The 23042-nt window shown below is 50.3% G+C and carries 23 protein-coding genes and 1 pseudogene; 9 read left to right on the top strand and 15 right to left on the bottom strand.

What is annotated here, in order from left to right; all coding sequences use genetic code 11:
• Positions 1–234: 234 nt before the first annotated feature.
• The 4 genes from PJI16_16395 to PJI16_16380 all read right to left on the bottom strand — a co-directional run bounded on the left by PJI16_16395 (position 235) and on the right by PJI16_16380 (position 2411).
• Positions 235–681 carry a hypothetical protein gene (locus tag PJI16_16395; GenBank protein ID MDT3779146.1) on the bottom strand — a complete coding sequence of 149 codons (447 nt, stop codon included), beginning with the start codon at positions 679–681 and terminating at the stop codon, positions 235–237.
• A 109-nt stretch (positions 682–790) separates the two neighbouring features.
• Positions 791–1552: a BON domain-containing protein gene (locus tag PJI16_16390; GenBank protein MDT3779145.1), complete on the bottom strand. Its 762-nt coding sequence runs from the start codon at positions 1550–1552 to the stop codon at positions 791–793.
• A gap of 208 nt (positions 1553–1760) precedes the next feature.
• Entirely contained in the window at positions 1761–1985 is a 225-nt protein-coding gene (locus PJI16_16385; GenBank protein ID MDT3779144.1) for a hypothetical protein, read from the bottom strand.
• 21 nt (positions 1986–2006) lie between these two features.
• Positions 2007–2411 (bottom strand): YfdX family protein, encoded by a 405-nt coding sequence (locus PJI16_16380; GenBank protein ID MDT3779143.1) that lies wholly within the window; start codon positions 2409–2411, stop codon positions 2007–2009.
• A gap of 989 nt (positions 2412–3400) precedes the next feature.
• Here PJI16_16380 and PJI16_16375 point away from each other — a divergent pair.
• The 6 genes from PJI16_16375 (at position 3401) to PJI16_16350 (ending at position 9516) form a co-directional block, all read left to right on the top strand.
• Positions 3401–4939 carry a DegQ family serine endoprotease gene (locus tag PJI16_16375; GenBank protein MDT3779142.1) on the top strand — a complete coding sequence of 513 codons (1539 nt, stop codon included), beginning with the start codon at positions 3401–3403 and terminating at the stop codon, positions 4937–4939.
• Between the two features lie 486 nt (positions 4940–5425).
• Positions 5426–6385 carry a J domain-containing protein gene (locus PJI16_16370; protein MDT3779141.1) on the top strand — a complete coding sequence of 320 codons (960 nt, stop codon included), beginning with the start codon at positions 5426–5428 and terminating at the stop codon, positions 6383–6385.
• Positions 6378–6704, top strand: a complete 327-nt coding sequence (locus PJI16_16365) for a chaperone modulator CbpM (protein ID MDT3779140.1) — start codon at positions 6378–6380, stop codon at positions 6702–6704. The genes PJI16_16370 and PJI16_16365 overlap by 8 nt, the downstream gene beginning before the upstream one ends.
• A gap of 1396 nt (positions 6705–8100) precedes the next feature.
• The gene (locus tag PJI16_16360; protein ID MDT3779139.1) at positions 8101–8466 is read left to right on the top strand and encodes a cytochrome c; all 366 of its coding nucleotides are present in this window, start codon (positions 8101–8103) and stop codon (positions 8464–8466) included.
• Positions 8467–8650: 184 nt separating this feature from the next.
• Positions 8651–9043, top strand: a complete 393-nt coding sequence (locus PJI16_16355) for an IPT/TIG domain-containing protein (GenBank protein ID MDT3779138.1) — start codon at positions 8651–8653, stop codon at positions 9041–9043.
• Positions 9044–9213: 170 nt separating this feature from the next.
• Positions 9214–9516: a cytochrome c gene (locus tag PJI16_16350; protein ID MDT3779137.1), complete on the top strand. Its 303-nt coding sequence runs from the start codon at positions 9214–9216 to the stop codon at positions 9514–9516.
• Between the two features lie 134 nt (positions 9517–9650).
• On the opposite strand, the gene PJI16_16345 is transcribed toward PJI16_16350, so the two are convergent.
• Positions 9651–9932 carry a hypothetical protein gene (locus PJI16_16345; protein MDT3779136.1) on the bottom strand — a complete coding sequence of 94 codons (282 nt, stop codon included), beginning with the start codon at positions 9930–9932 and terminating at the stop codon, positions 9651–9653.
• 14 nt (positions 9933–9946) lie between these two features.
• Positions 9947–11278 carry a hypothetical protein gene (locus PJI16_16340; GenBank protein MDT3779135.1) on the bottom strand — a complete coding sequence of 444 codons (1332 nt, stop codon included), beginning with the start codon at positions 11276–11278 and terminating at the stop codon, positions 9947–9949.
• A gap of 1742 nt (positions 11279–13020) precedes the next feature.
• On the opposite strand from PJI16_16340, the gene PJI16_16335 reads away from it, so the two are divergent.
• Genes PJI16_16335 through ylqF form a run of 3 tightly spaced genes read left to right on the top strand, consistent with a single transcriptional unit; the run spans position 13021 to position 15742 of the window.
• On the top strand, positions 13021–13245 hold the full coding sequence (locus tag PJI16_16335) for a hypothetical protein (protein MDT3779134.1): 225 nt from the start codon (positions 13021–13023) through the stop codon (positions 13243–13245).
• Positions 13246–13247: 2 nt separating this feature from the next.
• Positions 13248–14855 carry a DEAD/DEAH box helicase family protein gene (locus PJI16_16330; GenBank protein ID MDT3779133.1) on the top strand — a complete coding sequence of 536 codons (1608 nt, stop codon included), beginning with the start codon at positions 13248–13250 and terminating at the stop codon, positions 14853–14855.
• Between the two features lie 29 nt (positions 14856–14884).
• Positions 14885–15742, top strand: coding sequence for a ribosome biogenesis GTPase YlqF (ylqF, locus tag PJI16_16325; GenBank protein MDT3779132.1), 858 nt, complete (start codon positions 14885–14887; stop codon positions 15740–15742).
• Positions 15743–16454: 712 nt separating this feature from the next.
• Here the strand turns inward: ylqF and PJI16_16320 are convergent.
• The 9 genes and pseudogenes from PJI16_16320 to PJI16_16280 form a co-directional block, all read right to left on the bottom strand.
• Positions 16455–16814, bottom strand: a complete 360-nt coding sequence (locus tag PJI16_16320; protein MDT3779131.1) for a hypothetical protein — start codon at positions 16812–16814, stop codon at positions 16455–16457.
• A 234-nt stretch (positions 16815–17048) separates the two neighbouring features.
• The gene (locus PJI16_16315; GenBank protein ID MDT3779130.1) at positions 17049–17366 is read right to left on the bottom strand and encodes a GYD domain-containing protein; all 318 of its coding nucleotides are present in this window, start codon (positions 17364–17366) and stop codon (positions 17049–17051) included.
• A gap of 198 nt (positions 17367–17564) precedes the next feature.
• Positions 17565–17786, bottom strand: a pseudogene (locus PJI16_16310) (DUF427 domain-containing protein).
• Positions 17787–18035: 249 nt separating this feature from the next.
• Positions 18036–18794, bottom strand: a complete 759-nt coding sequence (locus tag PJI16_16305; protein ID MDT3779129.1) for an alpha/beta fold hydrolase — start codon at positions 18792–18794, stop codon at positions 18036–18038.
• A gap of 197 nt (positions 18795–18991) precedes the next feature.
• Positions 18992–19981 (bottom strand): glycerophosphodiester phosphodiesterase family protein, encoded by a 990-nt coding sequence (locus PJI16_16300; protein MDT3779128.1) that lies wholly within the window; start codon positions 19979–19981, stop codon positions 18992–18994.
• A gap of 49 nt (positions 19982–20030) precedes the next feature.
• Positions 20031–20576, bottom strand: a complete 546-nt coding sequence (locus tag PJI16_16295) for a hypothetical protein (GenBank protein MDT3779127.1) — start codon at positions 20574–20576, stop codon at positions 20031–20033.
• A gap of 460 nt (positions 20577–21036) precedes the next feature.
• Complete coding sequence (locus PJI16_16290; GenBank protein MDT3779126.1) at positions 21037–21258, bottom strand: hypothetical protein; 222 nt, start codon at positions 21256–21258, stop codon at positions 21037–21039.
• Between the two features lie 92 nt (positions 21259–21350).
• Positions 21351–21596 carry a DUF433 domain-containing protein gene (locus tag PJI16_16285; GenBank protein MDT3779125.1) on the bottom strand — a complete coding sequence of 82 codons (246 nt, stop codon included), beginning with the start codon at positions 21594–21596 and terminating at the stop codon, positions 21351–21353.
• Between the two features lie 792 nt (positions 21597–22388).
• On the bottom strand, positions 22389–22880 hold the full coding sequence (locus tag PJI16_16280) for an LEA type 2 family protein (GenBank protein MDT3779124.1): 492 nt from the start codon (positions 22878–22880) through the stop codon (positions 22389–22391).
• Positions 22881–23042: the final 162 nt, after the last annotated feature.

Here is a 23042-nt window from a genome sequence, read left to right as displayed (position 1 = left end):
ATCCAGAATTAATACATATGCTTTTTCGTAGCCACATCGGCCTAACGGAATAGATCCCTCCAATCTTCCCAACCAATTCACTTTGGTCCAATATTTCCTCATAACCTAAATAAGCAAGTATAAACAGTACAAAGAAGTCGGGATAAAAGCAAAAAGGTAGGCTGACGAAGGTGTTTGCCCAAATTTGACTCAATCAATCACATCGAGTTGGAATTCATGCGTTGTGTATGTAGGTTAGATACCCATTTTTCTTTGGAATTCTTTGGCATTTCCATAGGGAGCAAAATCGATGTGATGAGCCGGTGGATGAAATTTGCCGCCCCTCTGGTGTCGAATGGGACAGAACACCTTTTCTGTTTCGGCTGCAATTCGAGAAGCATATTGGAGTAATCCATTGGCATATCCACAATACAGACAACCGGCTTTCTGAATCGGATTCAGATAGGGAAGCCGATGCCGGTCAAGTCGGATATACTCTCGACGCGATAGGAGCGGGAGTCCGAGTAAAGGGAAAACCACCCGCTGATACAATTCCACACAGAAATCAAAAACCAATAGAGGGATGAACATCGCATAGATCAATGGTGTGGCCAGAATAATTGTCGCATGAGGTAGGGATTTTGGCCATTCCCAATCTCTACGTTTCTTTTGGCATTGGATCTGTATCACAACCTTGTTCATTTCATATACCCCCTGGCAACTTCGGTTGGCCTGACACTGCCCAAAAGAACCTATTCAAATTTCTACAACTTGCAATCTCCACCGCCTGAATCCAAGTTACCCATCCTCCTCAAGCCGCACGAGATTTCCTGCTTTTCACTGTCATTTTCGACACATCGACTTTCACAACCCCCATAATATTTCCAATGTCCTGTTCCAACGACAAAATATGCGCACTATGCTCGACAGCTCCTTCCAACTTCACAACACCGTCATGTACGGATAAATCCACACCATCGATATTCACGATAGGCGACCACAATAAATACATGGCGACTTCTTTTTCAATTTCCCGATCTGGACGTGAAGGGTTAATCTTCACAAGGCTGACTATGCCCTTTACGCCCTTGGCCAATTCAACTGCCTTTTCCGCGGCTAGCCGCTGAAACACGGTTTCCACTAATCCTTCAAGCTTAACGATGCCATCGTTCACACTCACGGTAATCGTTTTTCCCTGAAGGGCTGGCGTGTTTTTCAAATACTCGTCTATTTCCTGTTTGATTGCATCATCCTGGCTCACGGCCGGTCGAACAGAGATATTATTCACGACCGATTTCACCCCGATGATACTCCCAGCAACCAGGCCTTCAGCGAGGATTTTTTCTGTCACGGTATCCACTACCCCACTTAGCATGACGTGGCCCCTTTTCACTTCAATGATTATTTGATCGGCGTTTATCCGGCCATCCAATCTGAAACGCTCCTTTATGGCCGAGGATAGTTGCCCATCAGGAACTTTATCGTAATATGTCCCGAAGCCCGTCAGAGCAAGGAACCCCAGGATAATTAAACACATCCACGCGTATCTTTCTCTTTCACTTACGGTTCGCATTTCTCATTTCCTCTTTCCAATCAGCTATTGTCATAAATCTGTGACGCGAGGAAAAAATTATTCTTCGAAAAGAAATTGCTTAAACTGAGATACTGACCCCTTCAAAGAGGCAAATATCCCTTGTGGGCTTTCCTCACCTGCACCTTTTTCTCAATCGCCTCAATGGACTCGTGAAATTCCTTGTAACGATTCTCTTCTAACCCGTATCCTAAGTCTTAGCCATTTTTAACTGACGTCGAGCGTTCTTAAGCTGTTCCAGAACTTGTTCTTTTTGGGATTTTTCATTTTCCGAATTTTTTGCCTCATCCCTCTCATCACCACTTTTCGCCTTGTTCAACGCTGAAGCCTCTATTTGTTTGGCTAGATCGTCAGCCGTTTTGATGAACGCTTCAGCCCGAAGAATGGGCAGTGGGACGACGCGCTCATTGGTCACGACTAAATTTTCTAATACCGCTTAAAGAGCCGCCTTCGCTTCCTCAATTTTCCCTTGATCAATCAATGGCGCTACAGCCCTGATAGCATCAGGGTAGGTAGCAAGCGGAAGGCTGACCCTAGTCAGGACCAGCTCACTTGCAAGACCTGAGAGGAGGACTCTGGCTTGCTGCACTTCCCCGTTCTGGAGAAAGTCTTCCGCTTGTTCATTTGCTTTTTTAATACTGTCAAGATCGGCATAGATGTCACTCGTAGTCACTTCGACATCGACGGGAACAAACGCCAGGTCGGGATCCCGCGAAATAACAATTTCCAATTGTCCGGTCACTTCGGCCAATGCGGCCAGAGCATCTTTGGTGTTGCCATCTTCCAAAGACTTCAACGCTTTCTTGGTCTCTGAAAGAGCATTGAGGGCTTCTTTTACCAAAGCTTTCCGCTTTTTTACGACTTCTTCTTTTCATGTTGATTCCACCTCTGATTGAACAGAAGAAACTATCCCTTCATGTTTCGTCGATCCGTTGGTAATCTGATTTTTAGTCGGTTCATTCGCCCATAGGTGTTGCCCCAGACTTACACCCAGCACCACGAGAGCTCCTATTATGAGACTTTTGATAGCTTGATGAAACTCATGTCGCCTCCTTTCTTAACCTTCCTCTCTGACATAATTTCAAATGAAATCCGTATGGTTCTACGATTCTGTGCTTGATCCTCGAAGGGTCTTTGTATTCAGGAAACCATTCACCACTCTCCTTTGCTCAATATGGCTTATCCCTCTCTGATTAGAGGTGGAGGAAAACGGCTTCCAAGAATCCACAGTATCGTCTTCAATTAAAATTTCGATAATCATTTTTTATATCAAGTCAAGAAACTGCTTCGGACCGGCAATGTTCCATGGTGATTTTAAGGAAAAATGTTCAGCAGAATTAGGTAATTAGGGCGTTTCGTAACCAGTGTGTGCTAGAAAAGGCAACTGTTCAGGCCTTAGAACTGTCTAAATTCATAAACCATGGGCGCCTACATCAATATAGATATAGGCCGGATATAGGATTTCGAACGTTCCCGTGGAACGGAATTTTCAGGACTCCCACCTCTTGACCATAGGAATTTTTAGTCTTATTTGAAAGACATGGAGGAGCATTCCACGCATTCGGGATACAACCGGCTCCGACCCCTATGTATCTAATAAAGGGAGGTGTCCGATGTTTGAATTAATTACCATGGGTTGTATTGTCGCGATCATATTTATCGATGCGCTGATTCTGAAATGGTTCCTTGGATTTATTGAATGAACTAGTCAGGAAACAGACATAAATTTTTATTTATTTTAGAACCTTTAGGCTTGATCATTCTTGATGTGAAACAAGACTGCGTGTATGAAGCTCTTTTCACATAGTCGAATTTTCTTCGTGAGGTCCAATGATGAGTCAATCCCAACTAGCTCAAAAATGGAATGGACGGCGCGTGGGTATCTTCACCTTCATTGGCATGGCCCTGCTCATCGCTGGTATATGTTTGGGCCTGGGAATCGCTGGGGACTCCAGTCTCCTGCCAGGCCTCTCACCACAATTGAAAGTTAGCGGGACGCCTCTTTCGGATTCCTCATCACAACCCTTAGTGTCTGGTGCACTCTCATTTGGGCAACAAGACGCCCAGGCTCAGAGCACCGCCCTTATTCGGGTGGCCAAGCTGGCGCGTCCCGCTGTGGTCAATATTTCCACAACCGGCACCGCCAAAAGTCCGGAAACATTGCGATCACCATTTTTTGATGATCCCTTCTTCCGTCGATTTTTTGGGGATGAATTTGACCGGCGGTTCGAACCGCCTCCCTCCCCTCGTCAAGAAGGAGGAGGTTCGGGAGTCATTGTGAGTGACGATGGGCATATCATCACGAATAATCATGTGATTGAAAATAGTGATGCCATTGAAGTGCTGTTATCCGATAAGCGAACCTTTTCAGCCAAGGTCATAGGCACTGATCCCAAAACGGATTTGGCTCTACTCAAAATAGATGCCCAGGATCTGCCTGTCTTGCCATGGGGAGATTCCCATCAACTACAGGTCGGTGAAATTGTGATGGCCGTTGGCAATCCATTTGGGCTGAACCAAACCGTCACCATGGGAATTGTCAGTGCGGTGGGTCGGGCCAATGTGGGGATTGTCGATTATGAAGACTTCATTCAGACCGATGCGGCGATCAATCCCGGTAACTCGGGTGGGGCCTTAGTGAATCTCCAGGGAGAGTTGATCGGGATCAATACTGCCATCTTTAGCCGCTCCGGGGGATATATGGGCGTTGGTTTTGCCATTCCCAGCAACATGGCCAAGTCTATTCAGGCCAGCCTTATTGAACATGGGAAGGTGGTCAGAGGATGGCTGGGCGTTTCGATTCAGGACCTCACCCCAGATCTCCAAACCCAATTTGATACTCCTGATACGCAGGGGGCCCTGGTCAGCGAAGTGATGGAAGACAGCCCTGCCAAAAAGGCCGGCATCCAACGCGGAGATATCATTCGGAAATATGATTCGCAGACTGTGGCCGACACTCGGCATCTCCGATCTTTGGTGGCGGAAAGTGTGCCCAACTCCCCCGTAACATTACATGTCCTCCGGGATGGAAACCCCCGTGAAGTACAAGTGACTCTTTCTGAAATGCCTAAAGATGTCAGGGCCCTCGCCTCGACAGGAGAATTGAGAGGACATCATGCCCTATCCGGGATTACCGCGGAATCCATGCCCTTAGGGGAAAAGGGCATGAAAGTGACTAAGGTTGATCCCGAGAGTTCCGCTTTCCGGGCCGGCATACGGGAAGGTGACATTATTCTTGAAATTAACCGTGAAGCCGTCAACAATGCGGATGACTTTCAACGGTTAACAGGGAAACTCGGATCCAAAGATAGAGTTTTGCTGCTCCTCCAACGCGGACGGAGCACCATCTTTCTCTCCGTTACCCCCTAATACATATTTGTGAACATGTCATAGAGTCGGGAGGTAGCAAAAGGATAATACGTTGGGGTACAAGGGTAGAAGCTGAACCAACACACGTTTGAAGCCATTATTAAAATTGGCATCTGGGCGGGTAATAATCAATTTTCTGAATTATCCAACGTGACCATATAACGGTAGACAACTGAAAACTCTGCCACCGCAGAAATCTGCGATCAAATGAAAAGGATCTCCTGGGCACGAAATCCCCAGCCCTCAAATTCCACAGTGAGAAAATGTCATCGCCGTATTCCTTTCGCTCGAACGAATCCCCTGTCTCATCATTCTGTCTACCGGCGATTAACATTCCGCCTGCTCAAAGGTAGGCCATGGGATGCTTATCAGAAAAAGTTGGCTCTTGTCTTTTTTTGGGGAAAAAGGCTAGCTTTACAGTTATGAGGCATCATGGTGTTTTCTGTGAGCCCGGATCATTTTTAAACTAGTCAAGGATTTTCATTTATGGCATCCGCACAAAAAGATTTTTACGACATACTGGGGGTGAAAAAAACCGTCGATGCCAAAGAACTCAAAAAAGCCTATCGTCGGCTGGCACGCCAATATCATCCGGACTTGCATCCCGGCGAAAAAAAGACGGAAATGGAAAAGAAATTCAAAGAGCTGAATGAAGCCTATGAAGTCTTAGGGGATGAGGAAAACAGAAAAAAATACGATCAATACGGCATGAACTGGAAGGAAGCCGAGGCCTATGAACGGGCCCGCCAACAGGGCGGCGGAGCGTATCCAGGGGGAGGACCCGGCGGATATAACCAGGGAGGCGCTGATTTCAGTGATATCTTTGAAAGCATGTTCCGTCAGGGGGCTCAACGGGAAGGGGCCGGCTTTCGGGGATTCGCCATGGCAGGGGCGGACCTGGAAGCCAATCTGCCGATCTCACTCCGGGAAGCCTTCACGGGTACACGACGGGCCTTGAATCTTCCTGATGCCGGGGGAACGCCTCGCTCAATCGAAGTTCGCATTCCGGCCGGAGTGCGGGATGGCGAACGACTTCGGGTGAAAGGAAAAGGCGCGCCTGGTCGAGGAGGAGGACCACCAGGGGATTTATTCTTTCATGTACAAATTGCCCCTCATCCCGTGTTTCAACGCAAAGATTCAGATATTGTGGTCACTCTCCCGCTTTGGCCGTGGGAGGCCGTATTGGGCACCGACATTCCGGTGCCCACCTTATCAGGAACGGTCCGTCTAAAAGTTCCCGCCGGGAGCCAATCCCAACAACGAATGCGGTTGAAGGGCAAGGGACTGCCCAAACGAACAGGAGGGCATGGAGATCAATTTGTGGTTCTGGACATCGTCACTCCTGAGACTCCTTCTCCCGAGGAACAACAACTCTATGAGCAATTAGCTAAGTTCGATCACCCTGATCCCCGTTCAACCCTTCTTCGGGAGGCCGCCAATGACTGACGACTCAGAACCATCCTTAGAACAGGTTACCGCGGAAATCATCACCTTCGGGAGAATTCGCCGTGAAGAAGTCTGTACCCGCTTAGGGATCGGCGAAGACATGCTGGAGGTCTGTTTGCAATGGGAAATTATTCAACCACCGGACCCGGACCCGGAGGGGATGGTGTTGTTTCCCGAGGACGCCATTGACCGGTTAAGTCGGGGGCTCAGATTACATCGAGACTTAGGGATTAACTGGCCGGGAGTCAGCGTAGCTTTGGAATTGTTGGACCGCATCGAAGAACTGGAACAACAGATCCACAATCTTTCCAACCAGTAAGCTCAAGCGGTTCCTCTGTTCACAAAATCGACTCCCCCCAAACTTCCTGCTGAAACTGGAAGTTTGAACAAAATCACTGTGCCATTCCCCCTATCTCCATTTCACGTATCGAACATGAAGTTAGACTGATTGCCATACCCATTCTGGAGGCCTTTCAGGTAAGGCCAAAGGCACAAGTCAGCCCAGTAATATTCACGATTTTCCCTGTCAGACTGCATCTAAACATAGCAAATAGCACCCAGATTGGATTCCCGCCGATTGCGAAACCCCACCTGACTCTATGCTGGTGGCCATGGACCGTGATTCCCCTTCCTTTGAGTCATATTCATGACGGTCTTACTCCAGCTATAAATTGCAACCACTGCGGCACTCCATGACATCTGAGATCATGTGGAGAACACATCATCTATTGGGTTTCAAGAGAATGATTGAAAGGCACACTGAAGTCATCAAATAATAATTGGATAAATCAGGATAACCCCAGAAAAAGAGAACGTCATGAGATTTCTATTCATCATTTTCATCAGCATTCTGTTGTCAGCTTTAGTGGCAACAGGCGTTGGTTCCTTATCTGGGGAACTGATTAATCGGCTCTTTTTAACAGTGAATGAGATATTAATCCAATAAGATTGCGCCCTTCGCACAAATCAAGACAGCTCAAAGACCACAGCCCTCCACAACGACCAAGCTATAGCCCTCACGACACATCTTGATACCGTGGAAAAACTGAAGCCTGCAATCCAAGGCGATGGTGGGTATATCCTCTCATGGAAATTAGGCGACAGGACGTTGGGAACCATTTCCTAATTCAATTTCTCCAGAAATCCTTCACCACCTGGAACTTGATTTTGGGGAAAAGTGGGACGGATGAACTCTTCCGGCATGGGGCATGATGGTACAGTTTTAATCCGCCTTCCTATCCAACCAGCAAGTCAACTTTCAAAAACCCTGTGTGGGCCTTTTTCCATTAATTCTATCCAGAACGATTCGGTTCCCCTTTACGGCATGAAAATTGGATTTATCCATTTATAGGAATGCAGTTTACAGAGTAATGTAATCATCATAAAAACGAGGCAAAGATGATAACGATACCCAAAAGGCAAAGGCGTTCCATTTTGTACAAGAATAAAGAACTGACGGGGCGGATACCGACACGACCACCGAACACTTTGCCCAACGCCTGGGCAAATATCTTTATCGGGATTTCAAAGAGAAGATCACCTACCAATGGTCGCATCAAGACTAAATGGCTAGAGTCGAATGGCAGGGAACCAACCCCCCGGCACGCCCGCGCCGGAAACCCAAGATATCTCAAACTAAAAATAATGATGAACCCCGTCCGATCCCATGCCTCACTCGATCATACCGCATGGACACTCACAAGGAGAGACACCATATGAAATCTCGCATCATGCTTTGGAGTTTAATTCTGCTGATCGGGTGGGCCATACCCAGTGGAGCCCAGGAGCCGCAAGCCGATCTCTTCCAAGGAGAGGCCGTGTATCAAGCCCACTGCGTGAGATGTCACGGGGTCCAGGGAAAAGGCGATGGACCGGACGCGGCCTCGCTCATCGTGCCACCCGCCAACTTTCAACGCATGGAATCCCGAGCCAAATCGGAGACGGACCTTCGGTCAGCGATCATCTGGGGGCTGGCATTCAGTCCAATGCACGGATGGTGGGACACACTCAGCATCGAAGATATTCGCGCCGTCACCGCCTACATCAGACGAATAGCGCCTTATGAACCTTCATCGCCCTAAAATTACCCCCAAAAGAGGATCACGCTGATTTTTCCGGGGGCTAGCTTTCGTGGATTCAAACAGGCTTTAATACGCCTAACTCAAACGGTGCGGCTTTATTCTCATTTTTTTCTGAAAGGATTACTATATGAGGGTCGCGACATTATTCGTTATCATACTGCCAGCTGTTTTAGGATTAACCTCCATGTGGATGAGCGAGGCAAAAGCCCAATCAAGCCCTTCCCCTCAAAACGACACCGCGATTATGGGCACATCCGAATCGCCTACCGTGTCCAGCGAGCAAACCCTCAAAGATGATCCAGTATGCGATCCGACCTATCGACCCACCATCACCAAAATCGAACCGGATGAGTTTCAGGCAGGCGCTAAAATAGTCATTATGGGAGAACATTTCGGAAAGAAAAAAGATTGCCTGCATGAGGTCACGTTTGGACCCGTAAAGGCAACGGAATTCACCCTTCAAGGTGATGATAAAATAGAAGTAACCGTGCCCGACAGCGTCGCCACTGGAATGTTATTTGTGAGCGTGGTGACGGGGGGAGGTGCGGCAAAAACCGCCGTACTGGTCAAGAAATAGTCAAGGGAACAAACATTCGCCCGTGCACCATTCAGGGCGATAAGATAGCGAACTCGACCGGGACGGTGCACATTCCTTTTCTGCCCCTAAGGATATTTGGTGGATTCCTGAATCTTTTTTCCATGAGACGCTTGGGCCCATTGATGTGCTTTGTTCTCCTGATCACAGCCATGGGTATAATCCTCCTTCCCCCGGCTTTCGCTGAACAGGAACAGGCCCAACCCGGCAAAGCGCTCTTTCTCCAATATTGCCAGGACTGTCATGGCCCACAGCGGGACGGCAGAGGCGCCTTACGTCCTTTCCTGGAACAGGACCCAGCCAATTTGACCTCGCAAATGACTCAGACCAAAACCGACCAGGAACTCTTTTCCATTATCAAGAAAGGAAGGGCCGAAATGCATGGCTGGGCGGACACCTTCACCGATGAACAGGTCCTGGACCTGGTGCGTTATATCCGTGCGCTCTCTCCATAAACTCCTTGCCGCACAGCATCGTCGTAGGAGTTGAGGCGGGCGATGCCGCTTGCCGAAGCACTCACCTATCCCGAACTCAATTCCAGATACACCGCGTAGACAAGCCTGTGGAGATTCGCCAACCATACCCCGCTTTAATCAAAAGTCCTGAAACTCATGGTGTGACCTTCCTGCTCCACCCGCTGGATGATAGTCACATTACTGGCCGCAGCAGTAATCATCAGATTACCACCAATTGTACTTCCAGCAGCCAAAGCCAGAAGGTGTGGAAGGGAACCACTGACCTCAAAATCGTGCAAACGAAACGTCGTTTGAAAGCGTAGGGAAATGCCACGTATAACTCCCCTCTCTGCCTCGTCACTCAAGATGCGCGCGCACCAAACACCTGAAGGGTGGGCCACGAATCTTATATCCACGACCCTCCGGGGTACTACCGGGGATCCAGAAATCTTATGATATCGTCTTGGATGTCCGGGGTCTTGACCAATTCGGTATGTCCCACCTCATAATCCCGTATAGTAGTTTGAAAGGCTCGACGATAGGCTGCCGGAAGCCATGCGGATGATACCGTAACCGTTCCATCTCCATCAGCATAGACGGTAGGAAACTTTCCAGGAGACTCTGTCCCAGCCAAATCGGAATTATCAAAGAACAAGGAATCAATACCTTGACCACCCTGATTCCCCGTCCACACACCTTTGGCCAAGGTCGGTGTGCCTTTCGCGTACAGATAGATCAGGGAAGGATGCTTCTGACTTGGTGTGGATTGAGGCTGCTGAAGAAGTTCCAAAAAGCGTTGCGATCGATCGAGCCAAAAGGACGTATAGCTCGCACGCCGCTCAACGATGTCGTTGGGCAAACCTTCCGTATTCCTGAGCAGTCCCCATCCGGACCGTTGCCATTGCCCGGCATTTCTGATCACCCCTCGCAAGAGCTCCCATTCCGAAGTGATCAGTTCATCGGAATCGGCAACCGGTAAGAGATAGTAACTGGCCGGGAAGGACGCGTAGGCCTCGTAGCTCAGCAGTGAGGAGTTCCAACCGATGGTCGCCCCATAATTCATGTTTCGAAGCGAATTCATGGCTCCGAGGAACGGCACACCGACCAACACCACGCGGTTGAACTCCCCCGCTCCCTTCCAGGTCTCCACGGCCCTATCGATATCCTGGACACCATACCGAAGGTAGTAGCTGACAATCAGGCCTCCCATACTGTGCGCGACAATAGAGATATCTTTCTTTCCCTCGCCCCGGAGTCGGCGTATAAGAACGTCCAGGCTTCGGACAGCCTCCATCAGATCTCCCCGCCAATCATAGGTAAAGGGGATCACTTCCCCACTCCTCTGGTTGGAGACCCGGAGTCGGTCCAGCAAGGAGCCATAGACGTCAATGGAGTACAAAAGCGGGACGACTCGAACCTCATCAAGAATGCCATCGGGTTGCAAATCGATTGTCCCCTTAAATCCCAATTCAGGAACGGGAAGTGTTAACGATTGACGACCGAACAACGCCTGGGTGAGGGAAATGAAAACCACACTGCGGTCCGCTTCGCGGACTAAACGCGTGCCGTAATACCCCGGCACCACAATAATCGCCGATTCGGTTTTGGGAACATCATCCGTCCCGCCCACATGCTGTCGACTGCAACCGGACAGCGATATGATCAACAGCAGTAGCACACACAGAACTTTCAGGGGGGATTGTGATTTCCGAAGGGCAATCGGAATACCACTCCGGGTGCGTAACGAATCAGAGATACACATAGAATGTTCTGACCGTCTTAGCCCTAAGCCTGGAGATTAAGACCCATGGCTATACCCAACACGTGTGGCGGACTTGATAGAAGTCCTACCCTATTCTCTCCTTCTAAGGAGTTAGAGGAGACCGGGTCAGAGAATAGCGTCTCAATGCCCGCTTAGTGTATAAAATTGAGAGGATGTGTGGAAAGACGATTGACCTCAGATGTGGGGTGAATGTTCGCGATCTCAATGGGATTGAGACCAGACATCCGAACACGAATCAGTCCGGATGATTGCCATTCTCAAGCCGCGCACTCCTGCCCCTTTCATTCGCTGCTCATCGTTCGGATTGCACCATAAGGTGCAATCCCGGTTTCTGGATGGCCCGAGTCAATGCTCCCTGCTGGAGAAGGCCCGACCCAACTGTTGGTGAGCCGGTCTAAGTTTCCTCATCGCCATCAAGACAATTGGTACATTCATCCATTTTGGGGTCACCATGACGACTACAAAAATGACGAGCGCATTGCCGGCAAGTCATAAAACTCATTCGAATTAACTCGGCATTCTCACACACATAACAATTCTTTTCTCGTTTCGCTTTTGGCATCGTTCTTCTCCTTAGGTAGCCATCTTCTCAAGTCATTTCAAGACATAGGACGCACAGGCAAAGCCCCGAGGGCACAGATATGACGCCAACGATTTCAGTCTGTCATAGCCGGGAGAGGCGTGAGACCATCATCATGCGATTGGCGTGAACGTCAGGGAGGGCGTGCATCTCGCACCGACGCGGGGAGCGGACGCTGATCCGTAACAAGGGAAAGGGAGCCTACCGCATGACCGAACCTCCTGGCAATGGGAAGCCAATCTTTGTCACCTCTACCCCGGGAACGGGATGGAGGGCTCGGAATAATTTCCGGGGGGTCTAGCCTCGCTCAGTGGATGGGTTTACAATCCATTATTCTCAGCTCAAAAGACACCTCAGCCATTCTTGGGATATCGATAGGGAATCCGACCGTGTAAATCGCTCAATTTTTAAGGCAGCGCGTCATTTTTCGATTGCAAATTGTTGACATTTTGGGTATGTCTATCCACCCTAAACAAGTGCTTGATTGAAAAGTTTCTATCTTGTTCACAGACATGAGCGAAAGGCAAAAGCAGAAAGTGATACAGATCGGGTAATTCCCCTACGGTGGCCTTGAAGAGTATGGCCACATGCCGGCAGAGAATGTAACGCTGACCCATAGTTTCCGGGTCCATTCCATCAACAGTTGGATCCCTGGGAGAGGGAAGACCGCTTCGCTTTCCAGGTTCATTTCACAATCATCGATTGAAATTTTCTCAATGGTTCACAGAGGGATGGGGAACCAGAAACCTTCCGGTACACCTGTGCCACTTTTGTATCGGTCGCATGTTCCCAAATAAGGGAGTGTTGAATAATAATTTCCAAGAGCATATTGACCCACAGGCACGTTGCATATTAGAGGCCTCGGGGCGGTTCAAAAAGGCATGTCCTGAGGCTTTCGAAGGGTTCGTCCAGCAAGGCCGCAGTCATTTTTGCGCGCAGAGCGTACTTCCAGTACGTGAGCACGGAAAAATGGCGAGAACGCCGCTGGCGGCTTTTTTCAACAGCCCCAATAAGGGTGATTCCGGGCTTCAGTCGTCGGTAAAGCCCAGCATCAGATCAGGGAAGATCTCAGGGAAGGACTCGAACGGAATGAGGCCCTCCCAGTGACAACGAATGTCTTTTTCAAGAAAGGAAATTGTTTATGGCCTGTAAGCGATGTGGTGGACTGATTGTGAAAGAGTCCGTTTATGATAGAGAGGGCAGCAGTCAGTTAGTCCTCATGGACCGTTGCCTTCAATGTGGCAACATTGAGGATCCCGTTAGCGCCCGCAATCGTTCGAAATCGCACGTCCCTCCATCACAGAAGGGCAAGGCCCGTCGCATTCCTGAGCATCCAACCACTCCACTGGAGATGGCCGAGGGATAAGCATGGAGCTACGGCGCCACCAGAAGGAATTAGCGGACATCTGCGAGAAAATATTAGGCGGACGAGGCCTGACAGACATTGTCTGTGCGGTCACCCCCGGTGGAGGCAAAAGCCTGTTGCCTCAGATCCTGGCTTCCCGTCTGATTCCAGCCATTGCCGACGCCCTGTGCTGGATTGTCCCTCGCAGTGTCTTACAGGACCAGGGTGCGCGCGGTTTTCAGGATCCCAGCCACCGGGCACTCTTAGGGCATCGGCTGGAGGCCATGATGACTACCAACCAGGAAAATCCCACAAGAGGGTGTGCGGCCTATGTCACCACCTATCAGGCCCTGGCAGCCGACACGCGCAAGATCAACGCCAAAGAATTCCGCCGCAAGCGATACATCCTCGTTCTGGATGAACCACACCATCTCGAAGAGGGTGGCCTGTGGCATGAGGCCATTCAGCCGCTCTACGACCGGGCAGCACTGCGAGTATTGATGAGCGGAACGTTCGAACGTGGTGAAGGCACACCCATCGCCTTCCTGCCGTATTCCACCACCGACCGGGGAAACCGGCTTGATTGGGACAATACAGAATCCCGGGCCGTCATTCATTACACCTTAGCCGATGCCCTGCGTGAACATGCCTGCATTGATTTGACCGTCCATTACGCAAACTGTCAGGCGACCTGGTTAGACGCTCAGGGAGCCGAGCACCATGTTGAAAGCCTGGCACATGCAGGAAAACAGACCGCAGCAGCACTTCTGACGGCGCTGAAAACCGAAGCAGCCCTGGAACTCTTGAGCACGGGCGTGAAGGATTGGCAGGTCCATCGCACGACCCATTCCCGATCGAAGCTCCTCGTGGTGGCAGCCAATATTGAGCAGGCGCAAAAGTATACGGCCTGGCTTCAGGAACGAGGCGTGCCGGCCAGAATTGCCACGAGCGAGGATTCCACGGCAGCCTATCAGGCGATCAAAGCCTTTAAACGACAGGGTAGCGGAGCCGTGGATTGCCTGATTACCGTGGCCATGGCCTATGAAGGCCTGGATGTGCCGGCCATTACCCATCTTATCTGTTTAACCCATATCCGGACCAAGCCATGGATCGAACAGGTCGTGCATCGAGCCACACGCATGGATCCGCTGGCGGGACCTTATGCAGAGCAACGGGCTTATATTTATGCTCCGGACGACCGGCCATTCCGTGAATGCTTGGGATATATCCTGGCCCAACGGACCACGGCGCTTGCCGACAGCCCCTCATCGACACAGCCTCTCGGAGAAGGGACATCCCCCGATGCACCGGGCCTCCTTCCGACCGATCGGGCCGAATCAAGCATTCAACCCTTGCGGTCCGGCGTCCTCGAAATGCGCAATCAGGGATTGTGGGCGAACCTGGCCGCACCGGGTCAAATGGAAACCAACCAGGAGACCCCGAAAGAACGATTAGATCGTTTGCGGAAAAAAATTGAACAGCATGTCCGTGCCCACGAGCAATCAAAAAAATTGTCCCATGGCACGGTGAACCGGGCGGTCTATTCGCAGTTTCGAAAATCGCGCACAGCCATGACCGAAACCGAACTCCATAAAGTCATGCAATGGGTCCATAAGATTTATCCCCTCTGAGGTCATTTTTCCCAGGAAGTCTCTTACACATGTCCATACAATGGTTTCCCGGCCACATGAATGTCGCGCGCAAGGAAGCGGCCAAAGCGATGGAAGCCATCGATGTCCTGGTCGAAATACTGGATGCGCGTATGCCGGACGCCAGCAGCAACCCGTTAATCACGGAATTGCGGCTGCACCGCCAGCGTCCCTGTTTGAAAGTGCTCAACAAAGCCGACCTCGCCGACCCCGCCGTCACTCAAACCTGGCTGAACGAATTCAACCGGGAACCTGACGTCAACGCCGTCGCACTCTCCTGTAACCATGCCGGCCAGGCCGCCAAAATACCAGGTCTGTGTCAACTTCTTGCCCCGCACCGTCACAGCACCAGCAAGCCGCTTCGCATGCTGATCATGGGCATCCCCAATGTCGGCAAATCCACGCTCATGAATAGCCTCCTTAAACGCCGCCTCGCCAAAGTCGGCAATGAACCTGCCGTGACCAAAGTTCAGCAACGCCACACCCTGAACGACCACATGACGCTTATCGACTCACCCGGCCTCTTGTGGCCAAAAATCGAAAATCCTGCCGTCGGACTCTTGCTCGCCACCATCCACGCGGTCACCGCCAAGGTGATGGTCGAGGAAGAAATCGCCGAGTTTCTGGTCACCATCCTTCTCGCGCGCTACCCTACTTTGCTGACGAAACGTTACGGCTTCCTCACAGAGGGTCTGGATAGCATGGGGGTGCTCGAAGCCATCGCCACCAAACGTGGATGTCTGCGGAAAGGCAAGGGCGGAGAATTGGATCGGGAAAAAGCGGCAAAAATTCTCTTGACGGAATTCCGCAACGGCACGCTGGGTCGCATCAGCCTGGAGACACCGGAAACCCGAGACGCTCTCCTCTAATGTCAGACTTCCCAAACGGATTTTCTGCAGACGGAATATGCCTCAGTCGTAAGGAGGATCGATCTGAACACAGATCCTTCGCCATGCCTGCCCTGAGTCCTTCGCCTTTTCCTCAGGATAAAATCCGTCGAAGGGGGCTCAGGAAGACCAATGAATACAAGATTGTTTTACTGAGAAATTGGCCCCTCATGAGCTCAATGGTGGAAGACTGCCTTTTTCAGAACCTCTAGGTTTTTTCGTTCCCTTCGAGACATTTGATACATTCATCCATTTGCGGGTCGCCATGAAAGCGACAAAAGTGCCGGGAACATTGTATGCAAACCAAATAGCTTAGACTTTCAGACCCTGATTCCTTACACAAATAGCAGGGCTTTTCCCGTTTCGCATTGGGCATGGCTTTTCTCCTGGAAAGGATGAGGATGAGGGTATCTCCAGAGATTCGAGGCGACCGCTAATCCACTGCTACGCCCAGGATCAGGCCAACGCTCGAGACAAGTCACTATCGGAAGAGAATATGGAGAACATGGAAATAGGGATGGTCGGAAGGAAAGAGCATCATGAAAGGAGTGTAAAGATAAGGACCCCATGAAGATGGAGAAAGACGGTATGAGGCTAGACGGTCTCCTGTGAACTTGAAGGCAGTCGCCAATCAACATAGTTGTTCAAAGCGAAACAATCGGGAAGAACATTCCAGGTTACAGACTACATTACCTCAACTTTCCATCATCTCCAAGCGGGTATCAAACTCATGGCCGCAGGACACGCACCGGATACAATCGGATTCAACCACCGGTTCGTCAGCCCGGATACCCATACCACCACAATCCGGACATCGTGCCAGATGCAATACTTCATCCTTGATGTTTTCATAGCGAGTGCCGCGTAAACAAAAAATGGGTTGACCATCGAGCATCCATGGTTGACAGTCTTTATTCACCACAGGAAGAACCAGGTAATGATGGGCCGCATAGTCCTGAATCGCCTCAGGAGAAGGGAACCCGTCCTTAATCAGTTTCCCGGTTTTGGCATCATAGATCGCGAAGTCTTTTACGACAGCTTTCGTTGGCCCCATAAGATACCTCCTTGCGACAGGATGAATCTGTTCTTCAACAGTGAGACACCGCCAAGTATGACCTAACGATCTGATAAAAGATTATGAAGTCCAAGGGCCAAGGTTCACAACCACGAACATGCCATGGAAAAACAAACAGGCGCCTGACGGCGAACGAGGCCTTCCTCTCTTACAGAACAGAAAAGTCACGCATTGGCCGGCCCGATTACAAAGGATGTGGAGAGAAGGCCACTATCACTTCTTCTTTTTGGATTTGCCCCAGGTTTCACTCAGGACCGATTTCCACTCATCGCGGGATACCGCCGGCATTGTTTTAATGCGAATGTGCCCCATTGAGGCATTGAGCACACCGGCCTTCATGGCCGCGCGATTATTGGGAAATTCTAAAATGGCCACCACATCATATTCTCCCAGGCAATAAAAGGCATGAAGCATTTTCCCGCCCAAGGATTCGACATTTTTCTTCACCATGTCCGACCGCTTCACACCCTTGTCCTTCATGGTCATCAGCCCGTCATGGGTAAAATTCACTAAACTCACATAGATCGGCATGACATACCTCCCCCGGAAAAAGTGAATAATGATGAAGATGTTAGGCCTAGAGACGAGATACCACTATCCTAATTGAAACAGCCAATAAAAAATAGCCTCTTTCTCATACCTGGCAATGGCCATGCGAGAGCGTAGGACACATGATCCCACCGTGGGGGAAAATCCATATTGGCCCCTAAAAGATTCAACACTTAAGCATCATGAGGTTTGAGGAAATTCCTCAATCGCATCCATCTTCTCTGAATAAAAAGTGATGTAATCCTTGATGTCAGCCACGGAGACCAAGGGAGACTCAAACGTCCAGGCCGCATTCTCCGCCGTTTTGCCATTCACGCTCACGGTGAAATAGGACTCGTCACCTTTAAAGGGGCAATGTGTAGAGTGAGTCGTGGGGCTTAGATAAGACATAGTCACATCTTCACGCGGGAGGTATTGAGCCTATGGCACTGGCCCATCGCAATATCAGCGCCCGACTGGTGTCCGCAATGACGGTGCCGTTAACGTCACCTTGACCTGATTCGGATTGGGCGTAATGGTTATGGCATGAGGATGGCCCGGTGCAGGCATAATAATCTGTCCCTTCTGAAGTTCATACATTCCCGAGGAAGAAATAGCGCTGAAAGGAGATGGCAGAGAATCTGTAGCCTGTTAACAACAGGGTCTGATTTCCTACTGAAGCCGATGAGCGACTTCCAGGAATGTCTGAAGATTAGCGGGGCTGCTAAACCGATGATCCCCGGTCTTCAACAGCAGCTCGATTGGATACTGCGGATCTTGCGTGAGAAGGTGTTCAACAAATTCCCAACTCCCTTTGGGAAGAATTACGACGTCCTGAAGCCCATGCACAATGCGGGTGGATACCCTCCTGGGCGAATCCAATCTCCTGGCCCATAACGCCTCGCTTTCCTCCACCCATTTCCACGAGAGTGGAAAGTCCTTATGCAAGGCGTCATCATCCCAGGGCATCCATCCGGTCTCCTGCCACTGTTGGCGTCGCTCAGGAGAAATATCCTTCGCGCGTTTCCCCATCATATTAAACGCCGGAGCCAGGAGCACCAATTGTTGCACGTGCGAAAACTCCTGTCCAAGGAGCCATGCCAGCCACCCACCTAACGATGATCCGATAATGGTCACAGGCGGACCATCGGCCAGCATCTTCGTCACGCTTCGCGCATCCTCCAGCCAGTCGAGCAGGGTATAGTCGGCGAACGCGCCTTCCGATTCGCCATTTCCACGAAAATCAAAACAGCAAAATCCCCAGCCTCGCTCTCGACACAAATCGGCCAACGCCTTGCTTTTATTGCCCCACCGCTTGGAAAGAAAACCGGTCACAAAAAGCAATTCTCGTTCCTGCCCGGGAATGCGATCCCCGACAATGAGTTTAGAATCCGATCCGGGAATTTCAATTCGGGTTGATTGATTCATCATATTCCATGTGTGGTCAGGTGAATAAAGAACTGAAGTGTAATTGTAGAACGCGAACGGGATGATTCACAGACGTGCCATTGTGTTTTATCCCATACCATGTAACACATTGTCGGGGCAGGAGAAAACAACCTGGCTGTTGCCGTTTCGTAAAGACCCTTTAAGCCGGGGGCTCTAATAGTAAAAAGGCATGAGACCAGTTACAGCGCAGGTGGGCAGCGAGGAGGCTCGCTGCAAGTAAAGGGAGCAGTGCCATTCCAGTGCGGAACCACCGGGGGAATCCCTATGGCGCATGCCGCCTCCATGGCCTGCCCGGCATGATCGACTAACACAAAGTCCACCCCGCGGTCAGTGAGATCCGCAATGTCTTGTCTAAGCTCGTTCTCGTCTTCCCCACGAAGCCAGGAATAGTTCACATAGACTCCTGCCTGCTTCAGTTGGTCAATGGTCTCGCGGCCTGGCCGGCCACGCAAAAAGGACAGCTGAATGAACTCGTCACAGGAATGAATGGTGGTGTCCACATACTGGAAACGGAAAACCTCCCGGCTCATGTTGGCGATCCAACCCTCTTCGTCGGCCTCCCCTGCCACGCGCCGCACAGCCAGATCGGTTTCGTCGCGCGCGCCAAAAATCACCTGATTGAAGCGTTGGGCTTTGGCGACCGTTTCGGCAACAAGCCTCCCAACCAGGGGATTATTCTCTTTGATATCCACATTGATCCAGATATTGTATGGCATGACGGCAAGAGCCTCTTCAAATGTGGGAATATGCTGACCTGCTCTCTCACCTGTACATGAATCGAGCTTCAGGTTTTGGACGTCAGCGACAGTCGACTCGGAAATGCGCAACGCCCGCCCCTCCCTGTCTCTCACAAGATCATCATGTGAAACAACAAGGACCGCATCGGCGGTCGATCGCACATCCAGTTCGATCTGGTGAACGCCAAGACAAATGGCTCGCTGAAACGCACCGACCGTATTCACCGGACATCCCAACTGCCCCCCGCGGTGAGCGGAGATGCCACGCTCAGGAAGCTCACTCGTCTGCAGATGGGAGATCTCACAGGATACCGGTGCAACTCCTGGCGGCGACGAAGCACATCCCAGCCAGAGCGTCATGCCGGCAAGTGCAACTCCGTAGAATCGCCACGTGGCTTGCGGCAACTTCGCGCGGGGCCGGATGCAGGTCATCACGCACCTCGGGGCGGTTGATCATTTCCAAGAGGTCTGTTGAGAGAGGTCACGGTTGGTCCAGCATGAGTTCAGGTACCCCGCCCATCGTGGTTACAAGCAAGGCGAGCAAGAGGGCCTGAATAATCCATCCGATAAGACACACACCAATGGCGCGGTAGGTGCTCTGGTAATCCAAGGCTTGCCGCACCGCAATGATCATGGCCACGAGCATCCACACACCGGCAAGAAGGTTCACAAACCCGCTGATGCCGGGGATAATGCCGAAAACCCGAATCAGACCAGGGGCACTCGAAAAGCCGATCGTCCGTAGGAGTTCACCATGGTCAGCATGAGTTTGTGGTTCCGGAAGAAGCTTCGTGCCAATGAGGAAAGTCATGAATGCCCACACATACCATCCAAGCAGGGACCCGACCGTGCCAATGACCAGTCCCACCATACCGGCCTCCTGCATAAACCCGATTCCACCGGCCAGGCTGGATAACACGACGACGCCCATCGCCTGACTCATCGAACGCCTATCAGCTTCCACCTCCTCATAGAGGTGAACATCGAGTTTAGCCGCCCGTATCATCCGATCAACAAACAAACTCATATGGTCTATCTCCTTTCCCTGACTTGGGATAAATGTCATGGCAATCGAAAGAGATTGTGCCCGAGGAGGAAGACCACAAGCAATTGTGGGGAATCAATCGGGAACGATTTCTCTCAGCTTACTCTAGTTCAATCCCATCTCCCTCGACAGCGAGAGGTTGATGGTAAATATGATTCATTTCGAAGATGTCATTGAAATTTAGTGAATGGCAGTCACCACAGCATCCAGAAAAAGTGGAGGATCATACATTCAGAAGAGCCATCGCCTGTATAATATTTTTCTTACAACAAAACTCTTGGGGTCATCCTCGCCTCTTTGAGGTTTAGGTCAGAAGGGGGACAAAGAGAGAGTGAGGAAAAGGTTCAATGTAAAAGATAAGTTCTATAGTACCTCGACAATAAAGATCGCGGGTTGCGAAACCTGATTAAAACACCCTCAATGACGTGAGATGAGGAGAGACTTAAGGCATCGAAAGTTCAATTAATGTGCCGGGCTGAATCATCACAATCGTTTCCCGGATAGTTGGCAGAAGAGTCATGACCATGGGGACCTGGTTAGTGGGAAGGACAATGATTGACAATTGGTTATTCTTCAAATTTTGTTGATAACGAAGCTTTTGGTCTGCAGTAATGAAAATGGTGAATTGTTGACTTGCTGCAATGAGCAATTGACCATTTCTCATACCGGACCATCCCATCTCCTGAACAGTAGAAATAGAAAATTCCCCAAGATGCGTTTTAATCACGCGGGGAACCGATTCATCCAGCAAAATGGTCAAGATTTGTGAGCAAGCTTCAGAAGGGTGGACTTGGAAAATTCAAGAATCTGTAACGCTTGGTCACGGGAGACCGAAGGGAAATTCTCAAGAAACTCATCTAAGGTAAGCCCAGCTTCTAAATTTGTAATCAGAGCGTCTACCGGAACTCGTGTACCTTGAAATACCGGGGCACCGCTCATGGTGTCCTGATCGATAGTCACAGGCAATCGGTTGAGTTCTTGTTCTTCAATGAAAAGAGACATGAGGACATCACTTCAAAAGAGTTAATAAGGCAAGTATATCCTGAAACAACATTGCAGTCTATTGAAACCAATAATGCCTGAGGAGGAAGAAGGGGACCACACTTAAATGATGGGATACCGACAAGGAAGCTTTTTTCGCATCTTGCTTCGGCTCGGTGCTCTCGCCCTCCACAGAAAGGCGCGTTCGGGTTTTCCGTGGATCATGCTAACTCGGTGTATGACTTTTCGAGATAACCCTTTCCACTAGCCACCTACTGTGTCCGTCCTAGCGATTCGTGGTGTGGCCGAGTTTCGCCCCGGCAGCCCAGGCCCTTTTGTTTTGGCAAAAGGACCCAAAACCAATGATGCCCTACCCGCCGCGTCAGAATGGACGGACGCAATGACAGGGAAGGCTGGCCAACTCGCGGAGCCTGTCCTGACCCACGCCGAAGGGCTCAAACAAGGCCCGCCGATTGATACGAGCCTCCGCCCAGAGGGAGGGTAGCAGGCATCGGATCTCTGAAGAGAACCATGTGTAGAGTAGCGAATAGAGCCAGCAACCACGTGTCCCGTCTATAAGTCTTTCCGCCATCCCAAAGAGTTTGAAAATCACCAACCCGCAACTCATCCTTTTACCCACGGAAAATCCAGAAGGACCCACAGAAAAAGGGTGGCCTTCTTTCAGCTTCAGTGGGTAGAAGGAGTGCAATCTACCCTCAATACCAGTTAAAGCACTTTTGAAACGTGGGAAAATAGGCTGGATTATAGAAATTCAGGAGAGGAAATCCCCGTAAGAGGAGAGAACATGCTCAGTCAGGAACCGGGAGATGAACCGGAGATTTCGTTTGTATCAAGTAAGACCCCCTTGTTTTCAAATGGCAACTTGGCCCCTTGGGCATACAGGATACCGTCGACCTGATAAGAGACCTCCTGCCGTTGGGAGAGTTGAAGGAGTTGGCGTATCACATCAAGTGTGGAGGTCGTGGTCTCGACGGAAATGACGGCATCCCCCAGCCTCGGAATAGTCGAGGCCTTATTGGTCAGACCACGGGCGAGCCGTTGATCGTTGAGATGCAGGGTGAAATCAAGGCCGGTCACCTCCAGATCAAAATCATTGGGATTCCGAACGCGCAAGTCGACTTGCAAACGTTGTTCAAACATCGTGGCGTCTAACGGAGTGATATTGACCAGCAGGACTTCCGGCGACTCAGGCTGGACAGACAAGGCCGGAAGAGAAGTGCACCCGATAAGAAAAAAGATTCCACACAGGAAAGGAAATACGAGAGAAAGTCGTTTCATCATCATAAAGAATCATACCTCAATCCTACCGGCAAAGCGAACCAATTGAAATGAGTCACTTTGCGATCCTCTCCTAAAAATGCAGAATGGGAATAGGAATCCCCTGCTTCTAATATTGGATCTAACAAATCATGCCCATGCCAAATACTAGCTTGTCCTTGAATAACT

Origin of the sequence: Nitrospira sp. MA-1, assembly GCA_032139905.1 — a bacterium.
GTDB lineage: Bacteria > Nitrospirota > Nitrospiria > Nitrospirales > UBA8639 > Nitrospira_E.
This window is presented reverse-complemented; position numbering and strand designations above follow the sequence as displayed.

Coding starts and splice junctions, on each gene's coding strand:
- PJI16_16395 (MDT3779146.1), bottom strand. CDS start 681: ATGAACAAGGTTGTGATACAGATCCAATGCCAAAAGAAACGTAGAGAT.
- PJI16_16390 (MDT3779145.1), bottom strand. CDS start 1,552: ATGCGAACCGTAAGTGAAAGAGAAAGATACGCGTGGATGTGTTTAATT.
- PJI16_16375 (MDT3779142.1), top strand. CDS start 3,401: ATGATGAGTCAATCCCAACTAGCTCAAAAATGGAATGGACGGCGCGTG.
- PJI16_16370 (MDT3779141.1), top strand. CDS start 5,426: ATGGCATCCGCACAAAAAGATTTTTACGACATACTGGGGGTGAAAAAA.
- PJI16_16365 (MDT3779140.1), top strand. CDS start 6,378: ATGACTGACGACTCAGAACCATCCTTAGAACAGGTTACCGCGGAAATC.
- PJI16_16360 (MDT3779139.1), top strand. CDS start 8,101: ATGAAATCTCGCATCATGCTTTGGAGTTTAATTCTGCTGATCGGGTGG.
- PJI16_16355 (MDT3779138.1), top strand. CDS start 8,651: ATGTGGATGAGCGAGGCAAAAGCCCAATCAAGCCCTTCCCCTCAAAAC.
- PJI16_16350 (MDT3779137.1), top strand. CDS start 9,214: ATGGGTATAATCCTCCTTCCCCCGGCTTTCGCTGAACAGGAACAGGCC.
- PJI16_16340 (MDT3779135.1), bottom strand. CDS start 11,278: ATGTGTATCTCTGATTCGTTACGCACCCGGAGTGGTATTCCGATTGCC.
- PJI16_16335 (MDT3779134.1), top strand. CDS start 13,021: ATGGCCTGTAAGCGATGTGGTGGACTGATTGTGAAAGAGTCCGTTTAT.
- PJI16_16330 (MDT3779133.1), top strand. CDS start 13,248: ATGGAGCTACGGCGCCACCAGAAGGAATTAGCGGACATCTGCGAGAAA.
- ylqF (MDT3779132.1), top strand. CDS start 14,885: ATGTCCATACAATGGTTTCCCGGCCACATGAATGTCGCGCGCAAGGAA.
- PJI16_16320 (MDT3779131.1), bottom strand. CDS start 16,814: ATGGGGCCAACGAAAGCTGTCGTAAAAGACTTCGCGATCTATGATGCC.
- PJI16_16315 (MDT3779130.1), bottom strand. CDS start 17,366: ATGCCGATCTATGTGAGTTTAGTGAATTTTACCCATGACGGGCTGATG.
- PJI16_16305 (MDT3779129.1), bottom strand. CDS start 18,794: ATGATGAATCAATCAACCCGAATTGAAATTCCCGGATCGGATTCTAAA.
- PJI16_16300 (MDT3779128.1), bottom strand. CDS start 19,981: ATGACCTGCATCCGGCCCCGCGCGAAGTTGCCGCAAGCCACGTGGCGA.
- PJI16_16295 (MDT3779127.1), bottom strand. CDS start 20,576: ATGAGTTTGTTTGTTGATCGGATGATACGGGCGGCTAAACTCGATGTT.
- PJI16_16290 (MDT3779126.1), bottom strand. CDS start 21,258: ATGAGAAATGGTCAATTGCTCATTGCAGCAAGTCAACAATTCACCATT.
- PJI16_16285 (MDT3779125.1), bottom strand. CDS start 21,596: ATGTCTCTTTTCATTGAAGAACAAGAACTCAACCGATTGCCTGTGACT.
- PJI16_16280 (MDT3779124.1), bottom strand. CDS start 22,880: ATGATGATGAAACGACTTTCTCTCGTATTTCCTTTCCTGTGTGGAATC.